General features: G+C 25.5%; 17 protein-coding genes and 2 pseudogenes. 4 read left to right on the plus strand and 15 right to left on the minus strand.

Annotation, left to right across the window (positions count from 1 at the left end):
- Positions 1-18: 18 nt before the first annotated feature.
- Positions 19-756, plus strand: coding sequence for a type III pantothenate kinase (locus tag AAHM99_RS03110; protein WP_342275293.1), 738 nt, complete (start codon positions 19-21; stop codon positions 754-756).
- 28 nt (positions 757-784) lie between these two features.
- Here the strand turns inward: AAHM99_RS03110 and AAHM99_RS03115 are convergent, their stop codons facing one another.
- From AAHM99_RS03115 to AAHM99_RS03150, 8 genes are all read right to left on the minus strand, one after another.
- Positions 785-1,702 (minus strand): alpha/beta fold hydrolase, encoded by a 918-nt coding sequence (locus AAHM99_RS03115; RefSeq protein ID WP_342275294.1) that lies wholly within the window; start codon positions 1,700-1,702, stop codon positions 785-787.
- A gap of 73 nt (positions 1,703-1,775) precedes the next feature.
- Positions 1,776-2,729: an L-lactate dehydrogenase gene (locus AAHM99_RS03120; protein WP_342275295.1), complete on the minus strand. Its 954-nt coding sequence runs from the start codon at positions 2,727-2,729 to the stop codon at positions 1,776-1,778.
- 150 nt (positions 2,730-2,879) lie between these two features.
- A complete protein-coding gene (gene rpsI / locus AAHM99_RS03125) occupies positions 2,880-3,284 on the minus strand; it encodes a 30S ribosomal protein S9 (RefSeq protein WP_422397903.1) in 405 nt (134 codons plus the stop codon).
- Entirely contained in the window at positions 3,284-3,739 is a 456-nt protein-coding gene (gene rplM, locus AAHM99_RS03130; protein ID WP_053946547.1) for a 50S ribosomal protein L13, read from the minus strand. Before rplM ends, rpsI begins: the two co-directional genes overlap by 1 nt.
- Positions 3,740-3,909: 170 nt before the next feature.
- Complete coding sequence (locus AAHM99_RS03135; RefSeq protein ID WP_342275296.1) at positions 3,910-4,956, minus strand: hypothetical protein; 1,047 nt, start codon at positions 4,954-4,956, stop codon at positions 3,910-3,912.
- 4 nt (positions 4,957-4,960) lie between these two features.
- Positions 4,961-9,055, minus strand: coding sequence for an ABC transporter permease (locus AAHM99_RS03140; protein ID WP_342275297.1), 4,095 nt, complete (start codon positions 9,053-9,055; stop codon positions 4,961-4,963).
- Between the two features lie 4 nt (positions 9,056-9,059).
- Positions 9,060-11,096: a lipoprotein gene (locus AAHM99_RS03145; protein WP_342275298.1), complete on the minus strand. Its 2,037-nt coding sequence runs from the start codon at positions 11,094-11,096 to the stop codon at positions 9,060-9,062.
- A gap of 132 nt (positions 11,097-11,228) precedes the next feature.
- Positions 11,229-11,927, minus strand: coding sequence for a hypothetical protein (locus AAHM99_RS03150; protein WP_342275299.1), 699 nt, complete (start codon positions 11,925-11,927; stop codon positions 11,229-11,231).
- A 318-nt stretch (positions 11,928-12,245) separates the two neighbouring features.
- Here AAHM99_RS03150 and AAHM99_RS05650 point away from each other — a divergent pair.
- The 3 genes and pseudogenes from AAHM99_RS05650 (at position 12,246) to AAHM99_RS03170 (ending at position 15,539) form a co-directional block, all read left to right on the plus strand.
- A pseudogene (locus AAHM99_RS05650) lies at positions 12,246-13,598 on the plus strand (transposase family protein).
- A 42-nt stretch (positions 13,599-13,640) separates the two neighbouring features.
- Positions 13,641-14,822: pseudogene (locus AAHM99_RS03165) on the plus strand (transposase family protein); the annotation flags it as partial.
- Between the two features lie 414 nt (positions 14,823-15,236).
- Complete coding sequence (locus tag AAHM99_RS03170) at positions 15,237-15,539, plus strand: hypothetical protein (RefSeq protein ID WP_342275303.1); 303 nt, start codon at positions 15,237-15,239, stop codon at positions 15,537-15,539.
- 137 nt (positions 15,540-15,676) lie between these two features.
- Here AAHM99_RS03170 and AAHM99_RS03175 read toward each other — a convergent pair whose 3' ends face one another.
- The 7 genes from AAHM99_RS03175 to AAHM99_RS03205 all read right to left on the minus strand — a co-directional run bounded on the left by AAHM99_RS03175 (position 15,677) and on the right by AAHM99_RS03205 (position 24,732).
- Positions 15,677-16,177 carry an RpiB/LacA/LacB family sugar-phosphate isomerase gene (locus AAHM99_RS03175; protein ID WP_342275304.1) on the minus strand — a complete coding sequence of 167 codons (501 nt, stop codon included), beginning with the start codon at positions 16,175-16,177 and terminating at the stop codon, positions 15,677-15,679.
- A gap of 1 nt (position 16,178) precedes the next feature.
- A complete protein-coding gene (locus AAHM99_RS03180) occupies positions 16,179-16,613 on the minus strand; it encodes an RpiB/LacA/LacB family sugar-phosphate isomerase (RefSeq protein WP_342275305.1) in 435 nt (144 codons plus the stop codon).
- Positions 16,614-16,687: 74 nt separating this feature from the next.
- On the minus strand, positions 16,688-17,458 hold the full coding sequence (locus tag AAHM99_RS03185; protein WP_342275306.1) for a DeoR/GlpR family DNA-binding transcription regulator: 771 nt from the start codon (positions 17,456-17,458) through the stop codon (positions 16,688-16,690).
- A 150-nt stretch (positions 17,459-17,608) separates the two neighbouring features.
- Positions 17,609-22,015 (minus strand): ABC transporter permease, encoded by a 4,407-nt coding sequence (locus AAHM99_RS03190; protein WP_342275307.1) that lies wholly within the window; start codon positions 22,013-22,015, stop codon positions 17,609-17,611.
- A gap of 39 nt (positions 22,016-22,054) precedes the next feature.
- Positions 22,055-22,753: a hypothetical protein gene (locus tag AAHM99_RS03195; protein WP_342275308.1), complete on the minus strand. Its 699-nt coding sequence runs from the start codon at positions 22,751-22,753 to the stop codon at positions 22,055-22,057.
- Positions 22,754-23,085: 332 nt separating this feature from the next.
- Positions 23,086-23,823 (minus strand): tRNA pseudouridine(38-40) synthase TruA, encoded by a 738-nt coding sequence (gene truA, locus AAHM99_RS03200; protein ID WP_342275309.1) that lies wholly within the window; start codon positions 23,821-23,823, stop codon positions 23,086-23,088.
- Between the two features lie 9 nt (positions 23,824-23,832).
- Positions 23,833-24,732 (minus strand): energy-coupling factor transporter transmembrane component T family protein, encoded by a 900-nt coding sequence (locus tag AAHM99_RS03205; RefSeq protein ID WP_342275310.1) that lies wholly within the window; start codon positions 24,730-24,732, stop codon positions 23,833-23,835.
- Positions 24,733-24,746 lie beyond the last annotated feature (14 nt).

Here is a 24,746-nt window from a genome sequence, read left to right on the forward strand (position 1 = left end):
AAGGAAAGGAGTATATAAATGAAAATACTACTAGTTGATATTGGAAATACCACTGCAGATTTCCGTTTGTGAAATAAAGAAACAAATGAATTGAAAAAAATAATTAGACCAGAAACAAAAGACGCTAAATGAAGAAGAAGTAAGGTTTTAAGTAAATATTTCTTAGACAATAATATAGAAATTGATAAAATTAGTTACGTATCTGTTGTACCTGAATGAAATGATATTATGAGAGCATTTGCCAATAATATGGGAGTAGCAATATCAAATTTAAGAGATGACTATGATATCGAAAGTGAATTATTTAAAGTAGACAACATTAATAAACTTGGAGCAGATTTTATATCAAATTTTTATGGAGCTATGGATAATTATGAAATTGAAAATGGAGCGATAATCTCTATGGGTACAACTTCAACTATTGCTATAATTGAAAATAAAGAATTTAAGGGAACAATAATTTGTCCAGGACTAAAAAACTCATTAAATTGTTTAATCTCTAGCGCAGTTCTTTTACAAAATAATAACTATAAAAAGTCAAATAAACTTTATGGAACAAATACAATAGATGCTATAAATGTTGGTGCTTTTAATGCTCACTATTTAATGCTAACTTCAGTTATTAAAAAACTAAAATTGGATTATGCAATTTTCACAGGTGGTAACTCAATAGAATTCAAAGAGGATATCATAAAAGATGGTTATACTTTTGATGAAGCTTTAATTTTTAAGGGACTTATAAAATTTAATAAATAAAAATTGATATAAATATTTATATCAATTTTTAAATTTTACTTAAAAAGTTTAAAGTATCTTCAAAAATTAATTCCTTATCAATATCAAAAAGTATCTCGTGTCTTAAGTTTTCATAGATTTTCATCTCTACATTTAATTTTGCTTTTTTCAATTTTTTATAGGTTTTAATAACTTTTTTTCCATAATTTCCTACTGGGTCATCAGAACCTGAGACTAAAATTATTGGCAGGTCTTTTCTAATTTTTAAAATACTCTTTTTATTTTGAATATATAAAAGCCCCATGAAAAGATCTTTAAAAGCAGACGTTGTAAATATTTGACCACATAATGGATCTTCATTAAAACTTTTAACATTGGCTGAGTCAATAGATAATCACTCATTGCCCGTATTTCCATCTTTATTAAATTTTTTATTAAATTTTTTGTAACTTAAATTTCATATAAATTTATCAATATTTTTTGGACCATATTTTTTCTGTCTTGACTTTGCAACTTTAATACCAAACTTTAAAGATAACTTACTTTCTCAAGCAGTTCCACTAAGAATTAATCCATCAATTGATAATCCGAAATCAATTGCATAATTTCTTGCTAAAAAACTTCCCATTGAATGACCTAACATAACTATTTTTTTATCTGAGTAATTTTTTTTAATAAAACTATTCACTAAGTATAAATCATCAACTAGAATTTTCCAACCATTATGATCTGAGAAATAACCTAATTCTTGATTTTTTAAATCTGCTGTTTTACCATGACCTCTATGATCATTTGAAATTACAACTCAATTATTTTTATTTAAAAAGTTTGCAAATTCATCATATCTTTTTGAGTGTTCACAACTTCCATGGACAACTTGCAACACTCCTTTTACTTCTTTAACTTTATCTCAAATATAAGTATAAATTTTTTTACCATCTTGAGACAATAATTCTATTTCTTTCATTAATGCACATCCTTCTTTTTATATTATATGATACAAAAAATAAAACCCTTTAAATTATTTTAAAGGGTTTTATCTATGCTATTGCTTGTTTTGCTGTATTAAATACTTCCTTTAATTGCTCACAAGATTTATTAAATAAGTCTTGTTCATTATTTGTAAGTTTTCATTTAATAATTTTTTCAATTCCATTTCTTCCAATGATACAAGGAACACTTGTATAGATATCCTTATTTTCATATTCGCCATTTAAATGAGCTCCTACTAATAGCATTTTCTTTTCATTTTTAAGAATTGATTTTACAATTATAGCCAAACAAACTCCTACACCATAATATGTGGCTCTTTTTTTCTCAATAATTTTATAGGCTAAATGTGTAGCTTCATCTTTTATCTCTGAAAGATCTTTTTGAGTGATGCTACCTTCTTCTATATACTCTTGAACTGTTTTTCCCATTACAGTAGCTTTACTTCAAGCAGCAACACTTGAATCCCCATGTTCTCCTAATAAATAAGCTTCAACACTATTTGGCATTACATCAAGTTTAGTTGCTAATAGTCTTCTTAATCTTGCTGAATCTAAAGTTGTTCCTGATGAAATAACTTTTGAACTATCATATCCAGTAACTGTTTTATATACATATGTTAAAACATCAACTGGGTTTGAAGCTATTAATGTAATTCCATTAAATCCAGACTTCTTAATTTGTTCAGCAATTTCTTTCATAATTTTTGCATTATCTGCAACCATCTCTAATCTAGTTTCACCAGGTTTTTGTGGTCTACCAGCAGTAATAACAATAATATCTGCATCTTTACAATCTGAATAATTTCCTGCTTTTATTGAATTAAATGATATAGGTAAAACTGCCTGTGCGTCTGCAATATCCATTTCATTTCCTTCTGCTGCATCTTTAAAAACATCTATTAATACATATTCTTGCGCAATTCCTTGGTTTACAGCTGAGTAAATAAAACTTGTTCCAACAGCTCCACAACCTACTAATACTACTTTTTTATTTTTTATCATATTTTTATCGCTCCTACACTTATATATTAATACAAACTCCACTTATATTTTTATAAATGGCTGACTAATACAAAATTGAAAAAAAATTTTATAGAAGTAAAAAAAATACTCATAAATGAGTATTTTCATATGTACATATGATATTGTAAATTAACGTTTTGAGAATTGTGGTGCTCTACGTGCTCCATAAAGTCCGTATTTTTTACGTTCTTTCACACGAGCATCACGTGTTAATAAACCATTTCCTCTTAACTCTGGTTTGTAATCTTTGCTTGCCTCTAATAAAGCTCTTGCAATCCCTAAACGAGCTGCACCAGCTTGACCAGTAAATCCTCCACCTTTAACAGTAATTTTGATTGAAAAATCTGATTTTGTACCTGTAGCATCTAAAGGTTGTTCCATATCTTGAACTAATGTTGGATATGGGAAAAACTCTAAAGCTGGTTTTCCATTAACTATAATCTCACCTTGACCGGGAGTTAGTATAACTTGAGCAACAGAAGATTTTCTTCTTCCAGTTCCTCTATACATAACAACTTCTTTTTTTGCTGCCATTATTTACTATCTCCTTTTTTTGATTGAACTACTAAAATTTCTGGATTTTGTGCCTGGTGTGGATGTTCATTACCTGCATAAACGTGTAATGCACGGTATTGATTTCCTCCTTGAACATTTTTAGGTAACATTAATCTTACTGCGCGCTCAATAATTCTTTCAGGGAATAATTTACGTTGTGTTGCAACGTTTCTAGATTTTAATCCCCCTGGGTGCATTGAGTGATGGTAATAGTTTTTATCATTTTCTTTTTTACCTGATAAAACTATTTTTTCAGCATTAATTACAATTACATGATCACCATTGTTAATATGGGGTGTAAATGTAGGTTTATTTTTTCCTCTTAGAACCATAGCAATTTGAGTAGATAATCTACCTAAAGTTGCTCCAGTTGCGTCAACTACATATCATTTTTTAGCAATATCTGCTGTTTTAATAAGTGTAGTTTGTTTCATGTGCTTGTTCTCCTTACCTTCCGGGGCTAGTGAGTAAGCAAATATATTATACATTAATTATTAAAACTCACAAATAAAAAATGGAATAAAGTATAAATAAACCATTCAATATCGCTATCAAATGGTTTATTTTCATCATTCTTTTAATTAAAATAATATATAAAAATAGCTTAATCAAAGTAACTAAAAGTTAATTCAATTCCCTGTTTATCATTTAAGTAATGAGCCTTTTTATCATAATCTCCATTTTGTTCTTCTGGAGTTTCTGGCAATGATATCTTTTGATAATCTTTTGAGTAAAATCTAATCATATACTGATTTGAACTATTTTCAATAGGTTGCGCTTCAAAATTATCTAAGTCAAGGTCATTGACAAATAATGCTCAATAAGTTGGATTTGATAAATTTTCAATAATAAAATGCATTAGTACTGTATATTTATCTTTTCCCTCTAATTTACCAAAACTAGTTGTTGGTAATTTATTATTTGATATTTTTACCATTTCTGAAATAGTCATTGGAAATGGTTGTCCTCCAATTTCTTCTTCTGCAAATGGAGTTACTTGGTAATTTAAGTCCAAAGATCCATAATAACTCTCTGGTCTTTGTTTAGGAACTTCATCATTAATTCTGATTATAGCTCCCTTATTATCTTTTTTATATTCAAATTTATTTACATCAGTTAACTCCTCACCAACTTTTGATAATTGATTGATCATATCCATATTATTAAACATTAAAGCCATCATAATTGTTCTTGGTCGATTATCATAAATATTGCCAATAGTTGATACTTTAAAAACATCTTGTAAATGAACTGAATTTGATATTTTAATTGCTGCTGTAATATTATCATTATTGTTTTCTTTATTAGTAATAATAAATTTATATGAAGCATTTCTATACAAATCCTCATCTAAACTTATTTCACTATTATTTTTAAAAACTTGTATCTTTAAATTTTCCTCCTTATATCCGCCTAGTTCTAAACTTTCAATAATCTCTTTTAGTAGCTCATCTGTATAATATATTTTCTCAATATTTATACTATCCAAGTTTGCTTTTTCAAAACCATTTTTAGTTATTGGCATAATTGGATCAGGTCTAAAAATATCATCATATTTATCATTTGTACATGAGACTACATTGGCAGTTATAGTTTGAATAAAAACAATTGAAGATAGTCCTACTAGAATTTTTTTAAATTTATTACTCATTTTTTTATCCTCCTTGAACAGCTAACAACATACTAACCTTTTTAAGTGAAGTTCAACTTAAAGCATTACTTATAGAATATAATAGTCAAGTTCCTAAAACTCCTGGAATAATATATCAAATATGAAAACTTAATGGTAAAACTAAACTAACTGAAAGAGCTTTAACTACTAATAAAATTATTGCCCAAGCAACTCCAAAACCAATAAATGAACTAATAACTGCAACTGGTATATAAATACCTATAAACAATTTACTAATGTATCACTCTTTATATCCTAATATTTTCATTACTGCTATTATTTTGGCATTCTCTGAAATTACTAGATTTATTGTTAATAAGATAATAATTGCACTTAGAAAAATTGTGATAAATACAACAAAATAAATTATCATATCAACTGTACTATTAATTCTATCTATAACTTTTAAAGCTTCGTCTACTTTTAAAGCATTTTCAATAGAGCTAGTTGACTGGCCAGTATAAGAAGTAATATTGTCACTACCTCCATTTAAACCAATCATTGAATAATCACCATATTTTTGTTGTGTTGAAACCCCTTTTGAAATATCAGTAAAACTACTATCAAAAGAACTTTTATAATTAAACAAAGGATATTGTGACTCAAATAGTTTTGCATATATTTGATTTTCTGGTTGAGATGTAAATTTTTTAAAGTCTTGAAGCAGCAATGAATTATCGCTTTGTTTTTCATTTTCTTTAATTCAATTTACTAATTTACTAATTTGGGCATCTGGGTTTTTAGGATTACTTCATTCCTTTATAAACAATCTAAAAAGCAATTCTTCTGTCTTATTATAATTTGAAATTACTTTTGCATTCTCATTATTAATTCAGGCTTTATTATTACCATATTGATCAACAACTCCTGATATTGTATATTCAAAATCTTTTTCAAAATTTTTGGTTGATACTTTTCCACTAGCAATATTTTTTGACATAGCATTTGCTCCTACTAAACTGGGACTACTAAAATCAATATTTGATTTATATACTCGCTTATCAATTTCAGAACTGATTAAAGAGTTCTTTCATCCTCTTCCATCATCAGTTAACATTGAAGTGGTATATAAATTTTTAGATGAGGTATAATCATCTTCTTTTGAAGTAGCACTCATAGAAGATGAATCTCAACTCTCTATATCTAATAAATTTTGTTCATAACTTAAAGCTGTCATTATATGACTTATGTTTACTTTATCACCAACTTTTAATTTCAATCTTTTGGCAAGTGATTGATTAATTAAGATTGAATCATTTGTTTTAAATAACTCTTGTTTTAAATCTTTTTTGTTACTATCTTGTAAAATTTGAGTTTTATTATCTTCTTTAATTCCATACAATTTAAGACTTTGATTTTTTAAATAACCATTTAAATATATTCCTAAATATTCTTTTTTGTCATTATAAGGGATTAATCCAAAAGCAACATTAAAATTTCCATCCTCTTTTTTATACTCTTCTTCAATAGTTTTTTTAATTGAAGCTGGGGAATCATTATAAATTCCTTGCAAAAATGCTTGTTGTAAATTATTAAAAAAGTAAGCTATTATTCAATTATAAATTGGAACAATAGTTGCTAATCTTTTTTCAGTTCAATTCTCTTTATCAATATAATCATAAAGAGATTTTTCAAAGGGTTCATCATTTTTTATTTGTCCTGTTGAAGTAACATCAACTTGAGTAAAAGTAAAACTTCTTCCAAAAGCAGCGTAATAATCAGCTTCGCTAATCATAGGTTTTCCTACTTCTGCAGGGCCTCCTCTGTTATCCAACCTTGTTCCATTAGAAATAATATAGCCCTTTCTTTTATTATCTAAACCCATGGCGTTTTTATATTTTAAATAAAATTGTCTTATTTTTTCTAAATCTTCTATATTATCTTTTGACTTTGAATCACTTGCTAAAATTTCTATTATAGCTTGCTTACTTCAATATTTATCTAAGTTGAAATTTTTTAAATCTGATCAAAGATTAAATATAACTGTTTTATAAAAATTATTTTTTACATCTTGTGGCATATCTTCTAATTCAATTGTTAAATTATCATTTTTCAAATAATCAATATCAATTGATTTATATGTCATATCATTTAATGATCCAACATCAATTGATGGGTTATATATTTTTTCTGATACATTATTTTGTAAAAACATATCAAAAATATTTTTAGACTCATTTAAATCTTCTTTCATTGTACTATAAGGATTATATGTCTTATAGAAACTTGTTGGAGAATTATAGATAGGATTTTGATATTCAATCTGATTATCAAAACCATTAATTAAATATGTTTTATCCTTATTCTCATGTAAAACATTTGGCATGATAGCTCCTATTGTAATTAAACTTGAAGAGACTAACATTACAGAGAATACTGAAAGTAATTTTAAAATTGAACCCGATAAGATTGCTCCTTTAAATCTACCATCAAATTTTCTACCCTTTGTTAAAGTTTTTTTAATAGCTAGTTTAAATTTATTTGTAGAACTTCTACTTTCAAAATTTATCATTTGTAAAGGTGTATATTTATCAAACATATAGAAATAAGTAATTAGAGTAACTATTTCCAAGAATATAAACATACCCAATACAGTAATAACTATTGATTCTCAAGAAAGACTAAATACTTCCATTTTTATTGAGAAAAAATTATTTGTTAAACCAATTACTAATTCTTGCATACTCATTCCAAGAATATAACCTAGTAATCCTCCAGTAATAGAAATAACTAAGGGGTAAAGTCCATTTGCTCAAATTAAAGAGGATTTTTTATATCCTAAAGATAATAAAACTCCAGACTGACCAAACGATTTTTTTATTTGATTATTTAACATTATTACTAGCATAACAATTCCAATAGATAAAGTTACTAACATAATAATATAACTAAAAGTCTTATAGGACTTAATTGTTAAAAGTAGCATTTGTGTTCTATTACTAAATTTGTATTTAATATCTCCCCTTTGGATTGCTATTGGTATATCTCTGTTTATAGTATTTTCATATCCAGCATATAATTCAATCTCTTTTGCTTTATCTAATTTAGTTAGATACTCATTAATTAAAATAGTTGAATTTTTAATATCTTTATTATTTTTAAATTTTAAAACAAAACTAACTTCTTTATCTAAATTTGAAGAAGCTGATATTATCTCTTCATTTTTTATTTCGCTATCTGTATATCAAATTTTTTGACTTTCATAATTTGAAAGATTAAATTCATTTTCAGAGTATACACTCTGATAATAAATATTTTTAAGACCTAAATGTGATGGATCAATATATACAAGACCTTCTTGTTTTGTGTTTGGTAAAGGCTTTGCTTCATTAATTATTGGAGTTGAGAAATCCGCACTTGAACCAAAACCAACAACTTGAAATCAATTTTCATTAGCATATTCAGTGTTATGGATTCAAGAGTTAATATCTATTTTTTCATAAAGATTGAAATCAACTTCTCTTTTTTCACTATCTTTTACTAAAATGCTTGTTCCATAGTTATCATCTTGTAATCTAATTATGTCATTTATTTTTATATTATTTGCAGTTGCAAATTGCTCATTAATATATACTCATCTCTTTGTATTTATATTAGTTGCTTGAATATATTTTTTTCAAGTATCAATACTCATTCCTTTACTAACTACAAGCTTATCAACTTTTTGATCTGGATTCAGGGCAAAGACTTTTAATGTCTTATTTGAAGATAAAGTTGTAATTCTCGACTCAACTCTATCAAATTCAAAATCCAAATTTGAGTCTCTTAATTTATTTTGTAAATATGTTATTAATAAATTATCTCTAACTTCAGAATTTGAAATATTTTTACTAAATAAATCTTTTTCAAAATCATTAATATATGAAGCATTTGATAAATCAATTACTAAGTCATGGATGTTACTATTTTTTTCAGAAATAAAATTCTCATAGGATCTTTCAACTCTACTAGTAGAAGAATAAGATAAAGTAAATACAAAAGATGTTAAAAAGACTAGAACAATAATTGTAATTAATTGAATTTTATTTCTTAATAAGTTTTTAAAAGAGTTTTTAAAAAATGGTTTTTGATTTTTCATTTTCTTAGTTTACTTTTACTTTAAATGTATGTGTTGTAAATCCATTAACTTTAATACTAATAGTAGGTTCTTTTGTTAATCAACCAGTTGTTTTCTTCCCTGTAAGTTCAATAACATATTGATAATTCTCATTTTTTATTAAGTTTACAGAAGCCACATTCGAATCACTTGATTGAACTGTAACTTTATATTCAGATTTCATATTTTCTAAACCAAAGTTTAAATTATTAGTTTCGTTTTTCTTAACTGTTTGATATTCAATTGGAGTAGTTAATTTCTGATTTAACTCCATAATATTATGCCCTTGATAAAAATTCCCACTAGTAGATCCACCAATAGTAAATCCACCCATTCCTGCTGTATATTTTTCATCAAACTTTTTATTATCTTCATATTTTTCTAAATTACCACCATCAGTTGCAGTACCTGCCAATCCGCTGGCATTAATATAACCATTTCATGCAGCACCATCATGAGCATACAATTTATCTGAACCAGGCAATACATCAAATTTAAAGTCTACTGGAATACTAGTTGAGATTAATCCAGGAGTAATAACTTCATAGGTATCAAAAATTATATTTGTAAATTCAATAAAGTGATTTAGACTAATTTTATTTTTAAATTTTTCGCTTAACTGATTATAAATTTGTTCCTTAGCTCCTTTTTGAGCTGATTTAGATTTATCAGTCAATTTATCTGCATCCACAAGTACTTTTTTATTTTCTGGTAAAGATTCAAATAATGTTATTCTATCTTCTAATACAAATTTATATGTAAATTCTACATTTATACCCTCTTTAAATATTCCTCCAAGAGTTGGCATATTTGTAATTTGGAAAGTAGTTGCTGTAGTTTTGGCATTTTGCATAATTGCTTTACCAGCTTCTCCAAGATTTTGTATAAAGTTCGCTTTTACATATTCTAGTTGAGTGTTTTTTGCACCAACTTGTTCGAAAATAATTGCGCCTAAACTTATAACGTCTTTTGATTCTAATACTTCAGGCAGTCTATTATAAGCTCCTGCAAATAATCTAATTTCTCCCAAATTTTTATTTGCAAAATACTCATTTGGATCAATATTTTGATTAAGTAATAAAAGTGTTTCACCTTCTACAACTTCACTATTTGCTTTTGCTCTTATAATTACAGAAGTTCCAATTCCATTATTACCCTCTGTAGTACCTTCTCCTTCTCTATCAATTTCTAACTCTTCTTGGTCTATATTTGAATTGTTCATAGTATTAAATCCGTTAATAATAGCTTCATCAGTTATTGTGAAACCTTCTTTTCCTACAGCAATACTTGAATCAATTAAACCATTATGCATATTTCCTGCAGCTATATTTAAAATTAAACCTTCTTGAGCTAAATTAAACTTTGAAGCTTCAATAGTAATTAGAACTTCTTCAAAATGACTATTATCTTTTGAAGTAACTATTAATTTTAAATTATTAGCCACTTGTGATTTTGTTTCCATTTTAATTCTTTTATTTGCACTATCTAAAGAAGCACTTGCCAGTCCTTCATTTTCAAACTCAAATTTATCTGGTTTTGCACTTTCTTCTAGAGCATCTCAATTGGTAATTTTAATATAACTTGATGAAGATGTTTTCATACTCAAAGAGTTTTTTTCTAACTTAAATTTAGACTCTTGCTCTATTTTTTTAACCTCTACTGTTATTTCAACTGAATGAACTTCAGAAGCTACTGTTATTTTTACTGAGCCAACTTTTTGTGATAATGGTGTAATTACAAGTTGATCACCTTTTAAGCTTTTTGTAACCTGAACTATGCCATCTTCACTATAAGTAAATACACTTGGTCTTGATTTACTATTTAAAATACTTCAGTTAGTTATATTTATATAACCAACTTCATTACTATAAATATCAATATTCTTTTTATCTAATTCAAAATTTGCATTTGGAAGAGTGTCATCTTCGCCACCTTTACCAACATTTCCCCCACATGCTACAACTGATATTGATGAAGTTGCAAACAAACTTGTTGCAGCTAATATTGTCAATAATTTTTTCATATATTTTTTTCTCCTTCTTTAATATATTTTGGTATTTAAAAAATTACTCTTATATCATAAAAATATAAATTGAGTATAATAAAAATTACTATTTAAATAGTTTGCTAATAAATAGCTTTTCAAATAAATATATTAAATTAGAGGTGGAGTTGTTGCCTTTTTTGTATTATTTAGAAATACTGCTAAATGATGATTAAACAAGATATTATTTTCTTCATTTTTAGTTGCTAAAAATATATCAATTTCTTTTTTTAATTCAATAAAGTAATTATCTTGATCAAAGTTTAAAATATCAAGGAACATTGAGTTAAAATAAATTGATTCCATTAAAAAGTTATACTCTTTTTCATAAGTATTAATTCATTTTCTTTTTACAATAAAACTATAAGCAATATACATAGTAATTAAAGTAATGATTAAAAGAACTGCAGCTGATGCATAAAATAAAATTATAATTTCAAACTCTAATACACTTGTTTGTTTTGTAAAAAATTTAACTAAATAAATAACTGCAAAAGGAAAAGTTAAAACAGCTAATTTAGATAAGGATACTAAATTATCTCTTTTAATTACTCATTTTAGATTTTTAGTATTACCTATATTTATCTCAATATAATACATAAATTTACTAAATTCAATTGTTAGAACAAGAAGTAAAATAAACATAAATATTGTATTTAAAAAAACGTTAAAACTATTAAAAATTATATTTGCTTTATTATTTAAAAAGACTTCAAATTCAGAGATTGTAGACAAATAAAAATATAAAAGTAAAGATAATACAAAGGTATTTTTTATTAAAGTTTTACTAAGATTTCTTATCTTTAACATTTTTAATTTCTCCTATTTTTTTTAATTCTAACAACATAAAAAGTCAAAAGCAAGTTTAATTAATATAAGACCGTGTAAATTAATTGGGGGATTTGATTTATTTAAATATTGGAAATAGATCCCAATTTAAATCAAATGTACAAGAATATGTGTAAAAACTGCAATGTTTTTATTTCTAACTAGATATTAGCACATTTTCTAAAAAAATATTAAAAAATAAATTTTTTAATATTTTCAATTTATGAGTAATAAGCGATTATGTCCCTACATATTAACAAGCGACTTTGTCCTCCTTTATAATCAATAAATGGAGGTTTTATGAAAGGACTACTATTAAATACCATGAAACAAGAACAACTAAGATTAATTAAACAATTATCTTTAAGAAAAGACTCTATTAAAGATACAGCCTTTAAATTAGGTTATAGTGTTAGACACACAAGAAGAAAACTTAAAGAATATTAAGAAATTGGAGCAAAAGCTTTTATTCATAAAAATACAAATAAAATACCTATAAATAAAATTTCACAGTTATTTAAAGATGAAATAATTGAACTATTTCAAACAAAGTATTATGACTTTAGTATTAAACATTATTGAGAACTAACTTGAAAAAAGAAAATAAGTTACTCTGCAATTAGGCACATATTAATAGAAGAAAATATTTTAATTGAGACTCTTAACAGAAAAACAAAAAAAGATATTCGTAAAAATTTAAAGGCCGGAAACCAAGAAAATTTAACAAGCGAGTATCTTTCAAAATCAATTATAACAAGCAAACCCCATCCTACGCAAAAGAAAATTGTAAAATTTGGAGAGATATTTGAAACTGATGCTTCAAATCATCAGTGAATTAAAAATTTAAAATGTCATTTGCATATTGTAATTGATAAAGCTAGTAAAAGAATTTTGGCAGGCTATTTCAGCGAACAAGAAACTACTGAAAGTTATTATAATATCTATAAAAAAGCCTTTAAACATTATGGTTTACCAAAATTAAATGTTAGTGATAATCGAAATGTTTTTAGTAGTAAAAATAATCGTGATCACTTTGGTGATAGTGTTTCAAATACACAATTACAATTTATTTTTCACTCTTTAGGAGTAAATACAAAAACAACTTCAATCCCCCAAGAAAAAGCATTAGTTGAAAGAACTTTTGGAACATTACAAAGAAGATGACCTCAAATAATTAGACTCTTAGATTTAAAAAATATTGAGCAGTTAAATAATTATTTACCCCATCTTATTCAGGAATACAATCAAGATTTTTCAATCCCTTTAGACCAATTAGAATCAGTAACTAGAAAATTTGATCAAGATGAAGATATTGTTCTCTCTTATCGAAGTGAAAGAATTATTGATAATGGTCATAGTATTAGTTTTAAAAAAACTAAGTGATTTATTTGTAAAGGCTTTACTCCAATTTACTTTAAACCAAAATTAAAAGTAATGATTATGGAAACAATAAATAAAAAACATTATGCATTAATTGGAAATGACATTTACAATCTTATTCAAGTTGAAGACGAACGTTTACATGGAAATGCTAAAACACTATCTAATGAAGAATTTGAAACTACTAAAGTACCCAAAATTGACTCTCCTTGAAAAGCAACTAACTGATATTTTTTTGATAGAAAAAGAAAAAATACAAGATCTATTTATTAGATAAATCTTGTATTTTGGGACATAATCGCTTATTATCTACATCATAAAAATACCAATAAAATACCTGTAAATAAAATTCAACAAATATTTAAAGATGAAATAATTGAATTATTTCAAGCAAAATATTATGACTTTAGTATTAAACATTATTGAGAACTAAATTGAAAAAAGAGAATAAGTTACTCTGCAATTAGGCACATATTAATAGAAGAAAATATTTTAATTGAGACTCTTAACAGAAAAACAAAAAAAGATATTCGTAAAAATTTAAAGGCCGCAAACCAAGAAAATTTAACAATCGAGTATCTTTCAAAGTCAATTATAACAAGCAAACCCCATCCTACGCAAAAGAAAATTGTAAAGTTTGGAGAAATTTATGAAACTGATGCTTCAAATCATCAATGGATTAAAAACTTAAAATGTCATTTGCATATTGTAATTGATAAAGCTAGTAAAAGGATTTTGGCAGGTTATTTCAGTGAACAAGAAACTACTGAAAGTTATTACAATATCTATAAAAAAGTCTTTAAACATTACGGTTTACCAAAATTAAATGTTAGTGATAATAGAAATGTTTTTAGTAGTAAAAATAATCCTGATCACTTTGGTGATAGCGTTTCAAATACACAATTACAATTTATTTTTCACTCTCTTGGAGTAAATACAAAAACAACTTCAATCCCCCAAGAAAAAGCATTAGTTGAAAGAACTTTTGGAACATTGCAAAGAAGATGACCTCAAATAATTAGACTCTTAGATTTAAAAAATATTGAACAATTAAATAATTATTTACCCCATCTTATTCAAGAATACAATCAAGATTTTTCAATACCTTTAGACCAATTAGAATCAGTAACTAGAAAATTTGATCAAGATGAAGACATTGTTTTCTCTTATCGAAGTGAAGGAATTATTGATAATGGTCACAGTATTAGTTTTAAAAAAGATAAGTGATTTATATGTAAGGGCTTTACTCCAATTTACTTTAAACCAAAGTTAAAAGTAATGATTATGGAAACAATAAATAAAAAAAATTATGCATTAATTGGAAATGACATTTACAATCTTATTCAAGTTGAAGATGAACGCTTACATGGAAATGTTAAAACAATATCTAATGAAGAATTTGAAACTACTAAAGTACCCAAAATTGACTCTCCTTGAAAAGCAACTAACTGATATTTTTTTGATAGAAAAAGAAAAAATACAAGATCTATTTATTAGATAAATCTTGTATTTTGGGACATAATCGCTTATTATCTACAACATTAAGATTTACCAAAAATTAATTTTACTGATAATCAAAATGTTTTTAGAGTAAAAAGAATGGCAATCTCTTTAATGATAGTGTCTTAAAATAATCAATTACAATTTATTTTTCCACTCCTTAGGAGTAAATGCAAAACGACTTCTGGCCCTTAAAAAAGCATTAGTTGAAAAAACTTTTGGGACTTTGCAAATAATATAAATAAAGTAATTAGAACTTTAGATTTAAAAATATGGAACGATTAAATAATTATTTGCCCCATATTATTCAAGAATACAATCAAGATTTTTTAGACCCTTATAATTCAATTAGAATTAATAACTAGAAAATTTGACCAAGTTTTTTTATTGAAGTGAAAAAAATTAATAATAATGATTCTAGTATTAATTTTAAAAAGATCAGTGATTTATAAGCAAAGTTTTACTCCAATTTACTTTAAGAAAAAGTTAAAATTAATGATTATGGAGATAAGTAATAAAGAACATTATACATTAATTGGGAATGATATTTACATTCTCATTCAAATTGAAGATGAGCATTTACATGCAAATAAAAAACTCAATTTAATTAGTATTTTCAGCCTACTAAAATATCCAAAATTGATTTTCCTTGGAGAGCAAATAAATAAATTTTTTTTGATAGAGAAAGAAAGAATACAAGATCTATTTTATTAGATAAATCTTTTATTTTAGGACATAATCGTTTATTACCTACATGACTCAAATCCTATGATTAGATTATATTTTTTTAATAATTACTACTATACTAAATATAATTCTTGATTTCATGTTATGTATTTGTAAATTAGTAGTTAATTATAAAATCCCTGATCTCACTTGTGCTTCTCATCATCAAAAATTTTACTATCGTAATTTTCTTTTTCGACAATTGAATCAATTTGATTAATTAAAGCATCATTTTTACCTAGATACTTGGCTTCTATAAAACTTTCAATAATCTCATACATTAAACCAATACCAATAATTCGACCTCCAAAACCAACTACATTTGCATCATATTTTTGCCTAGCATCAATAGCTGTCAAAACATCTTTGGCAAGAACTACTCTTGCTCCTTTAACTTTTTGAGCACTATTTGTAATTCCAACTCCAGTTCCACAAATTACAATTCCAAAGTCAGCTTTTTTTGTTACTACATTTACAGCAACTTGATGACCATATATTGGATAATGAGTTCTTTTAAAATCATTAGTTCCACAATCAATTACCTCAATTTTATTAGCTTTTAACATCTCAATTATTTTATCTTTAATATCTGTAACAATGTGATCACATCCTATTGCAATTCTCATTTTATTGTCCCTCCAACATATTTTCTAACATATTAATTCTTACCATATGTATTCCAGCTTCAAAAGTAGCACTTAAATATGCTTCAATTACATTTAACATATTCTCTTTACCTATTATAGAAAAGCCTAATGATAAGACGTTTGAATTATTATGTTGAATTGTCATCTTCCCAGAATGATAATCTGATATTTGAGCTACTACAACTCCTTTTTTTTGAGCCATAATCATAAATGGTAAAGTTCCAAAATCATCAATAACAATTACTCTATCTAATTTTTTTTGACTTAAATTATCACTTAGTTTATTTAAGTCATTAAATATACTGATCTCCTTTTGAAATGTAATATCAAAGTTTTTTGATTTAATATTTTCTAATAAAAAATTTTCATACTCTTTATCTATTCTATTATTTATATATACTATAATTTTGTTCATTTATACTTTCCTTTCCACTTAAAGATTAACACAGGAAAATAAAAAATGATAAAAAATTATCATTTTTTATCATTTTAAACAACTTTTGTAGTTTTGGAAATTCTGTTTAGTAAGTCTTTTTCTAAAGGTTCATCTAATACTAAAGTATTAATTCTTTCAATATTACATATTAAATTTCCCTTTTCAACTTTGTTAATTTTAGTTGAATCTATCAAACAAATAGTTTCATTTGTTAAGTTAATCAAATTATTAACAAACTCTGCTTCATCTTCATGATTATTGTATAGATATAGATTTTTATCCAGATTAGTTACAGTTATAAAGGATTGAGAGAATTTTAAGCTTTCTAATGTTCGATTAGCAATTGGACCACACATTGCAGTTGATTGGGGTCTTAACCTACCACCAATTATAACAACATTTTTAACATTTGGTGAGTTGTTAGCTATTCTTGCTATTTCCATTCCATTGGTATATAAAACTTCAATAGTTTTTGTAATAGATCTTACAAAAGTTTCGCAAGTTGTTCCTGGACCTACAAATATTTCAGATGAGTTAATTAGTTCATTTGCTTTAATAGAAATTTTTTGTTTCTTTTCTTTATTTGTTTGCAATTTTTCAGCTCTAGTAATTTCATAGTCCTTATTTCTAAAGAAATTAATTAAACCCATGTGGGTTTTTATATATCCCATTTTCTCAAGAAATCTAACATCCCTTCTAACAGTTATCTCGGGAATATTATAATCATGTCCTATTTCAATAAAAGATTTCATATTAAGATTTATTTGATCACTAAGATTTGCTAAGTAAATATTAATACGTTCTGCCTTGTTATGGTTTTTCATAAAGCACCTCAAAATAATTTTAACCTAGAATAATATTAATTTAAGCTTTTTTTATTTACACAATAGTTTTTATTAATGATTAAGTACCTCTAATTTATGTCTTCTAAAAAATAAAAAAATCTTATATATAAATATATATAAGATTAGTTTTTAATCTTTATCTTTCAAAGCTTCTAATGGATTAATTTTTTGAATATTTTTTCATCCAATTGCAAAAGTTACTATATAAATTGTTGCAATAACTGCAAATACTGTAAATGGCAATCACAGTGAGAAATTTACTGGTAAAACTCATGCAGTATTTAAAGCTAAGAAATCAGCTATTATTACAAAGATATATCATCCTGCTATAAAACCAATGACATACATAATTAAAATTGGTAGTATATACATTCCTAAAATTTGTCTTACAACATAAGAATTTGAATATCCTAGTGTTTTCATTGTTGCAATAAATTGTTTATTTTCAAAAATAATTAAACTTGTTGTTAAAAGAATAATTGTTGCAGAAACAATAATTGCTATTGTGATAAACATAATAATAATTAAGTTTATTAAGTCAGTAACTTGACCTAATATTTGTCTAGTTTGTTCTTTTGGTAACATTGTTGAAAGTGTTCCAATTCCATAACCCTGATTAAATTTTTCAGGATTTACTGCTGTACATTGATTTTCATCATCTCTTGTAGAATTTTCTTCTGGACAAGGTACAGACATTGTTTCAAAACTACCATTTAAACCAACTGAACTAAAGTCACCAATTTTTGATGATACTGAAAATCCCTGAGTTAAGTCCACAATATTGCTATCATAACTATATTTATAATTAAATACAGGATATAAATTTTCATAAAGTTGATTCATATTTCTTCAACTTGATCCTTTTTTACTTCTTTGTACATTAGCTATAAAGTCTTCATACGTTCTATTATGGTTATAAACTTCTTGAATAAATTCTTCTAATGTAGTTCCCTGTATTTTTTCTTCATCATTATTTGAAAACTCAACAAAATTATATAATGGATTACCCTGAGGATATTCTCTTGCAAATCAATTTTCAAAGTTATATTTTTTAACCTTATCATATTCCATTATTCTATTTGCATTTTCATTTGAAATTCAACCTTGGGGTTGACCATAACCATTTTGAACTCCTGCAATTACAAATTCAACATCATCATATTTTGAATTTATTCTAATGTTACCATTTTTATATTTTTCATAAATATCAATTGGCTTTGTAGCATCTTCTGCTCAGTTTGCAGCAATTTTAATACCATCAATTGTTGAAGAATCTACTGGATTTGCTAAAGGGATTTTATTTGATGAACTATTTGTATATGAGCCACCATTAGTATAATAAGCATAAGTTGATTGTGTTCTTAATTCATTTTTAAAATTAACTCTATCTCCATCAACTAAATTATGACCATATTTTATATCATTTTCTAAAGTTAAAAAGTCTTCATCATTTGCAAGCAGTTCTCTTAAAACTGAAAGTGATATTTTTTGTCCAACCTCTTTATTTATCTTTTTATAAAAACTTTCATTAATTATTAAAGGGATTGTGTTGCTATCATTTTCTAAAAATAATTCATTTTTTAAATTCTTATTTTTTTGATTAATTAATGACACCCTTTTTGAATCAGCATCAATACCAAATATTTTAGCATTCTCTGTTTTACCATTTTTGGTTTTGAATTTTGTATTAATCATTGTTCCAATTTCATCTTGTTTATTATCATAAGGAATCAAATTAAATGTTATATTATAATTTGATTCATTTTCAATTGCTGCTTTTAAATATTCTTGAACAAAATAAGGTGATCTTGTATATGTTGTTTGAAGTATTGCCATACCCATTCTTCCATCCATAACTGATCCAAATCATAAAGTTAAAGCTGTATTTAAATTTTTTATTGTTTTTTCATCCTTAATTTCATCAATATCACTATCATTGATATCTAAAGGATTAACAAATTTATTCCCCAATTTAAAATTAAATGCTGCAGTTTCCTTTTCATTTATTTCCATATAACTAACTAAATCGTTAGCATTATCACCTTGATCTCAATATTGATTTACACCTGATTTTGATGGTTTACTATTATATTTATTTTTAAAAACAGAGTTCATTTTTGATTTAGCCTTTTTATAATTTATATAAGTTCCTTTATCATCAGTAATAATCATACCTTTATTTTTATTTTCATTATTGTAATTTAATTTTAGACCTTTTATATACTTACTATAAAACTTAATCATTAGTTTACTATAATCCTTATAATCTTCAATAGTCAATTGTGGTTTAGACATAGATGCTAAATCCAAACTTACCAATTTAGTATAATCTGGTCATTGTGCTTGCAGTTGAGATAAAGCCTCTGCACCACCTAAAAAACTTGTTACTTCTGCTCTATCCAAATTTTGCAGTAATTTGGTTGACATATTTTTTCAATTTAAATAAGAAAATTCTGTTCAGAAAAACTTATCATCTGCTGCTATATCATAAGTATAATAATATGGACTAATATCTCCTTTTAACAAAGATGAATAAACCTTTTCTCAATCAATTACAGTTTTATTGTCAGATGTTTTAGTTGTTGGATAAGCAGTTCAACCATTTGTGAAACCAGATGGTCCCACAATACTATTATCTTTGTATCCAGCATTTCTTATTAAAAGTTCTTCGTCATATTGCCCTCAGCCCTCTTTTTCACTATCTCAATTTGGGTTATATGTTCTTTGAAATGATCATGGGTTATTTGCAATTGGTTGAGTATATTCAACCATATTTTCATAATTCATTCCATTGAAGGTAGCTGTCATATTATCTTTCATAACTTTTGGGGCCACAATTGTTGTTGTAATAAGAGTTGCACTTAAAAGCATAGTTGCACTAACCCCTACCAATTTTCCTAAAGAAGTTGTTAGCAGAGCTGCTCTTAATCTTGGATTAAAACTTCTTTTTGAAAATAGAGACTTAATATACATTGAAAATTTATTAATTACTTTATCATCTCCACCTTTTAATAAAGTAAGAGCTGGTAGCCTAATTGTTCAATAACCAATTATAAATGCCAATAATGTTAAACCAATTCATAAACCAATAATACTTGAACCAAACGAAACAATATTAAACTGAAATCCGAAGAAAGCAATATTAAAGTAATTTGAAAATATACTTACAATTATTGTTTCAATAAATATTGAAATAATATATCCCAATAGAGCTCCAAGGATTGAAACTATTAATGGAAGCGCAATAAAGTTATTAACAATTTCTCGCTTTTTATATCCTAATGATTTTAAACATCCAATTTGTCTACTTTGTAATTCTACTTGTTTTTTAGTTGTTAATACTGTTGTAAAACCAGCAATTGCAACTATAACAACTATTAATCCTGTTGCCATTGAATTATAACCTGTCATAATTGATTTAAATGTTGTTATTCTAGCTGAGAATTTATATAATGGGTCATTTGAAACAAATATATATTTATTATCTATTTTAATATCTGCTCAAGTTTTATATTCTTTTTCTAGATTATCTAAAAGTTCATTGTTACTTTCATTATTTGATTTTACAGAAATGTAGGCTTCTCTATCATTTTCAGAAGTCACAACTACTTTTGCATTTGAAACAATATATGAGGCCATATTTTTTTGAGCAACTTCTGTTTTTGCTGTTTCTTCTTCTTTTACTTTTGTAAAATCATATGCATTACTTTCATATCCCATTCATGATGGATCCATGTACATTAAAACCTCATTATTAATGTTTGGCATTATTGTTGTTTCATCCATTATTGGAGTTGTAAAATCTGCTGATGTTCCAATTCCAACAACTTCGAATCAAACCTGGTTTTTATAACTATTACTATTTAAAAAAGTTTGAACATCTTTCATATTTTTTAAATCTTCGTTAAGTTGTTTTACCTCAGTTGAGTTACCTTGTGTATTTTTAACTAATAAATCATTTCCATATTTATCAGAGTTTATTCTAACAATGTCACCAGTCTTAATTCCATTTTGTTTAGCATAAGATTCACCAATAACAACTTCCTTAGCATTTCCCTTAAAAGATCTTCCTTTTGAAATTACAAGTTTATCTACACCCTTATTTAAATCAGAATTAATTTTTGATATTGCTTTAATTCTAATATCACCTTTTTTACCATATAAACCTGATATTAATCTTGCTTCAGTAAAAGATACATCCAAATCATATTTAAGTGCAATTTGATTCATAATATATTGTTGATAGAGCATATCATCTTTTGCAAGTTTTTTATCAATTTCTCATTCCTTTATATCTTTACCATTCTCATCAGGTTCCAATATTTTATCTTCTAAATTAATATCTAAAACATAATCTCTTAAATTAGATTGTGTATTTAAATAATTATAAGCTCCAACTACTCTAGTTGAAGTTGCTCCTAAAACAGATATAACTAAAGATACCAACATAACTAAAAGTGATAAACCTATAATTTGTGATTTATTTCTTCCAGCCGACTTAAAAGCATTCTTTAGTAAAAGTCTAATTCCCTTCATATTTAGTTTTCCTCCTATTAATTGATAATTATTTTTTTATTAAAAAATGTTTAGTGGAGGAGTAACTCCTTTTTTAAAAATTTTAAGATGAGAACTCCCTTTCCAATTAACAACTTCTTCTACAAAATAATTTTTCTCTAAAATTGTTTCAAATTCTAACTCAATTTTTTGTAATAAAGCTTTTGTGATATTTGAATATTCTGCAAAAAATGATTCTCTTTTAGCTATTTTTGAAAAATTAAAAAATACTTGCTCACTCATTTTTAATTTTATTTTATTTATTATTTTTTCATAAACTATATTTAGTGAAATAATTACACAAGTAAATGAAACTATTATAGTAAATGAAACTATTAAAAAGAACTCTAAATTAATTATAGTTTGATTTGAATCTCAAAAATATTCTACAGCTTGATATTCAGTTGAAATAAAAATTGGCACTGTAATTAATATTAAATTAAAAAACTCATTTAAATAAGTAAATCTTTTAAAACATTTAAACGTCTTAAAACCAATAAAACTTTTTTTAAGCATATGAATTATAACCATTGATTCGATAACTATTCAAAAACATATTAAACTAATTATTACGGTATTTATTATTCATGTAATTTGTATTGCAATGTAGAAATTATCATTTGAATATTTAAAAAAAGTTGATGCAAAAATAATAATTAGATGTGTTAAAACAAATAACAAGTATAGTTTTTTTACATTTTTTTTATTACAACTATTCATATAAACTCCCCTACAGAATCTTTTCTTTAACATTATAATAACATTTTAAATAAAAATAACAAACTTTTGGTGTTGAGCAATTACTGCAAACTATTTAAAAATAAATCATTTGATAGTTAATTTTTAAAAAATATATCTAATTAGAAAATAAAAAAAATACGTTTAAAACGTATTTTAGTCGGTTTACTGTAAAAGAAATTTATTACATACCTTTTCCTTCTTGTTAAGAAAACTTATTCAAAAAAGATAAACTAATAAATATCTATTACTCATTTTTTGGTGTATTTAAGTTCACAATAACCGACCTAAATAAATAATACCTCAAAAAGTAGTTAATAAATAATCTTTTTTAAAATAAGTCCCTCAGGATTTGCAATATATGGCATTTTTTCTTCTTTTAGTTCTAAAACATTTATAATTTTTTCTAAGCTAATTTTGTTTAAACTGTAAGCTATACAAGCTCCTACAATCATTCGAATTTGATATCTAATAAAGCCCTTTGCTTTAAAAGTGATCAAAAATAGATCATTATTCAAATCACATTCAATTGAATTAATTTTTCTTTTTGTTTTAATTAAATTTATTTCATCGTTCTTTAAACCTGAAAAATTTAAAAAATCATGATTACCTACGAAAATATTCAATGCCTCTTTTAATTTTAAAATATTTAATGAATTCTTTGGCAAAAAATAATATCTATTTTCAAAAACATTATTTTTTCCTAAGTTTATTTTGTATTCATAAATTTTTTCTTTACAGTTTCTAACTCTAAATTCCTTGCTTATGGGAATCATATCTTTTACTTGAATACCCAAAGCTAAACTTCTATTTAATGCCTTTAAAAAACCATCAATATTTGGCTTAAAGTTTAATTCTACTCATGCCTTTTGATCATTTGCATGAACTCCTGAATCAGTCTTTGAAGCTCCAACTATTCTAAATATAGAGTTTTTAGCTACTTTTGCTATAGACTTTTCAATTTCACCTTGAATAGTTAATTGTCTATTTTGTTTAGCTCAACCACAAAAATCAGTTCCATCGTACTCAATAGTTAATAAATAATAAAACATTGTTACTTATTAAGAAAATAGAATTGTATCAATTCTAGGAATTTGTACCATATTTTGAAATGAACTGATATTTATATAACAAATAAGAGTTGCAAATACACCCATTCCAAGAGTAAAGATAATAACATCTAAAAATCTAAATTTTACTTGTCTATATCTTGTTCTTTTGGCATGAGGATCATATCCTCTTGAGTCCATTGCATAAGCTAAATCCTCAGCTTTTTGAAAAGCCGATACCAATAAAGGAATAATTAAAGAAGTCATTGATTTAGCCTTATCAATCAATTTTCCATTTTTAAAGTCAATTCCCCTTGAAGATTGAGCTTTCATAATTCTTCCTGCTTCATCAATTAAAGTTGGAATCATTCTTAAAGCAATTGAAATAATTGTTGAAAAAATATATACAGGTATCCCAATTAATTTTAAAGGTCATAATAAATCTTCAATAGCTAGTGTTAATTCTAAAGGCTGTGTTGTACCTGTTAAAATTGTAGTTAAAGTAATCATTAGAAATATTCTAATTGTCATATATAAAGCTGAATATAAAGCTTTTTCTGAAAAACAAATTGCTTTTCATTTATAAATGTAACCATAAGCATAAGCACCCGTATCATGTACTCCATTTGCTAGATCTTCAAAACCTTTCGGTTTTAACATAAATATATTAATTAAAATTAAGACCAGAAATATAAATATTATTGGAAAGAATAACTTAATTAACATCTTGAAACTTAATTTACTTATAATATACATCATAAAAATAAAAGCTGCTGTAAATACAAAACCTGTATAGCCAATAGGCAAAAATACAACAACAATTAATGAAATAATCATAAATAGTTTCAATCTTGGATCCATTTTATGAATTATTGAATTATAGGGCATATATCTACCAAATACCATTCTCATTATTGAATTTCTCC

The sequence above is a fragment of the Spiroplasma endosymbiont of Cantharis lateralis genome, from assembly GCF_964030855.1.
Taxonomy (GTDB): Bacteria; Bacillota_I; Bacilli_A; order Mycoplasmatales; family Mycoplasmataceae; genus Spiroplasma_A.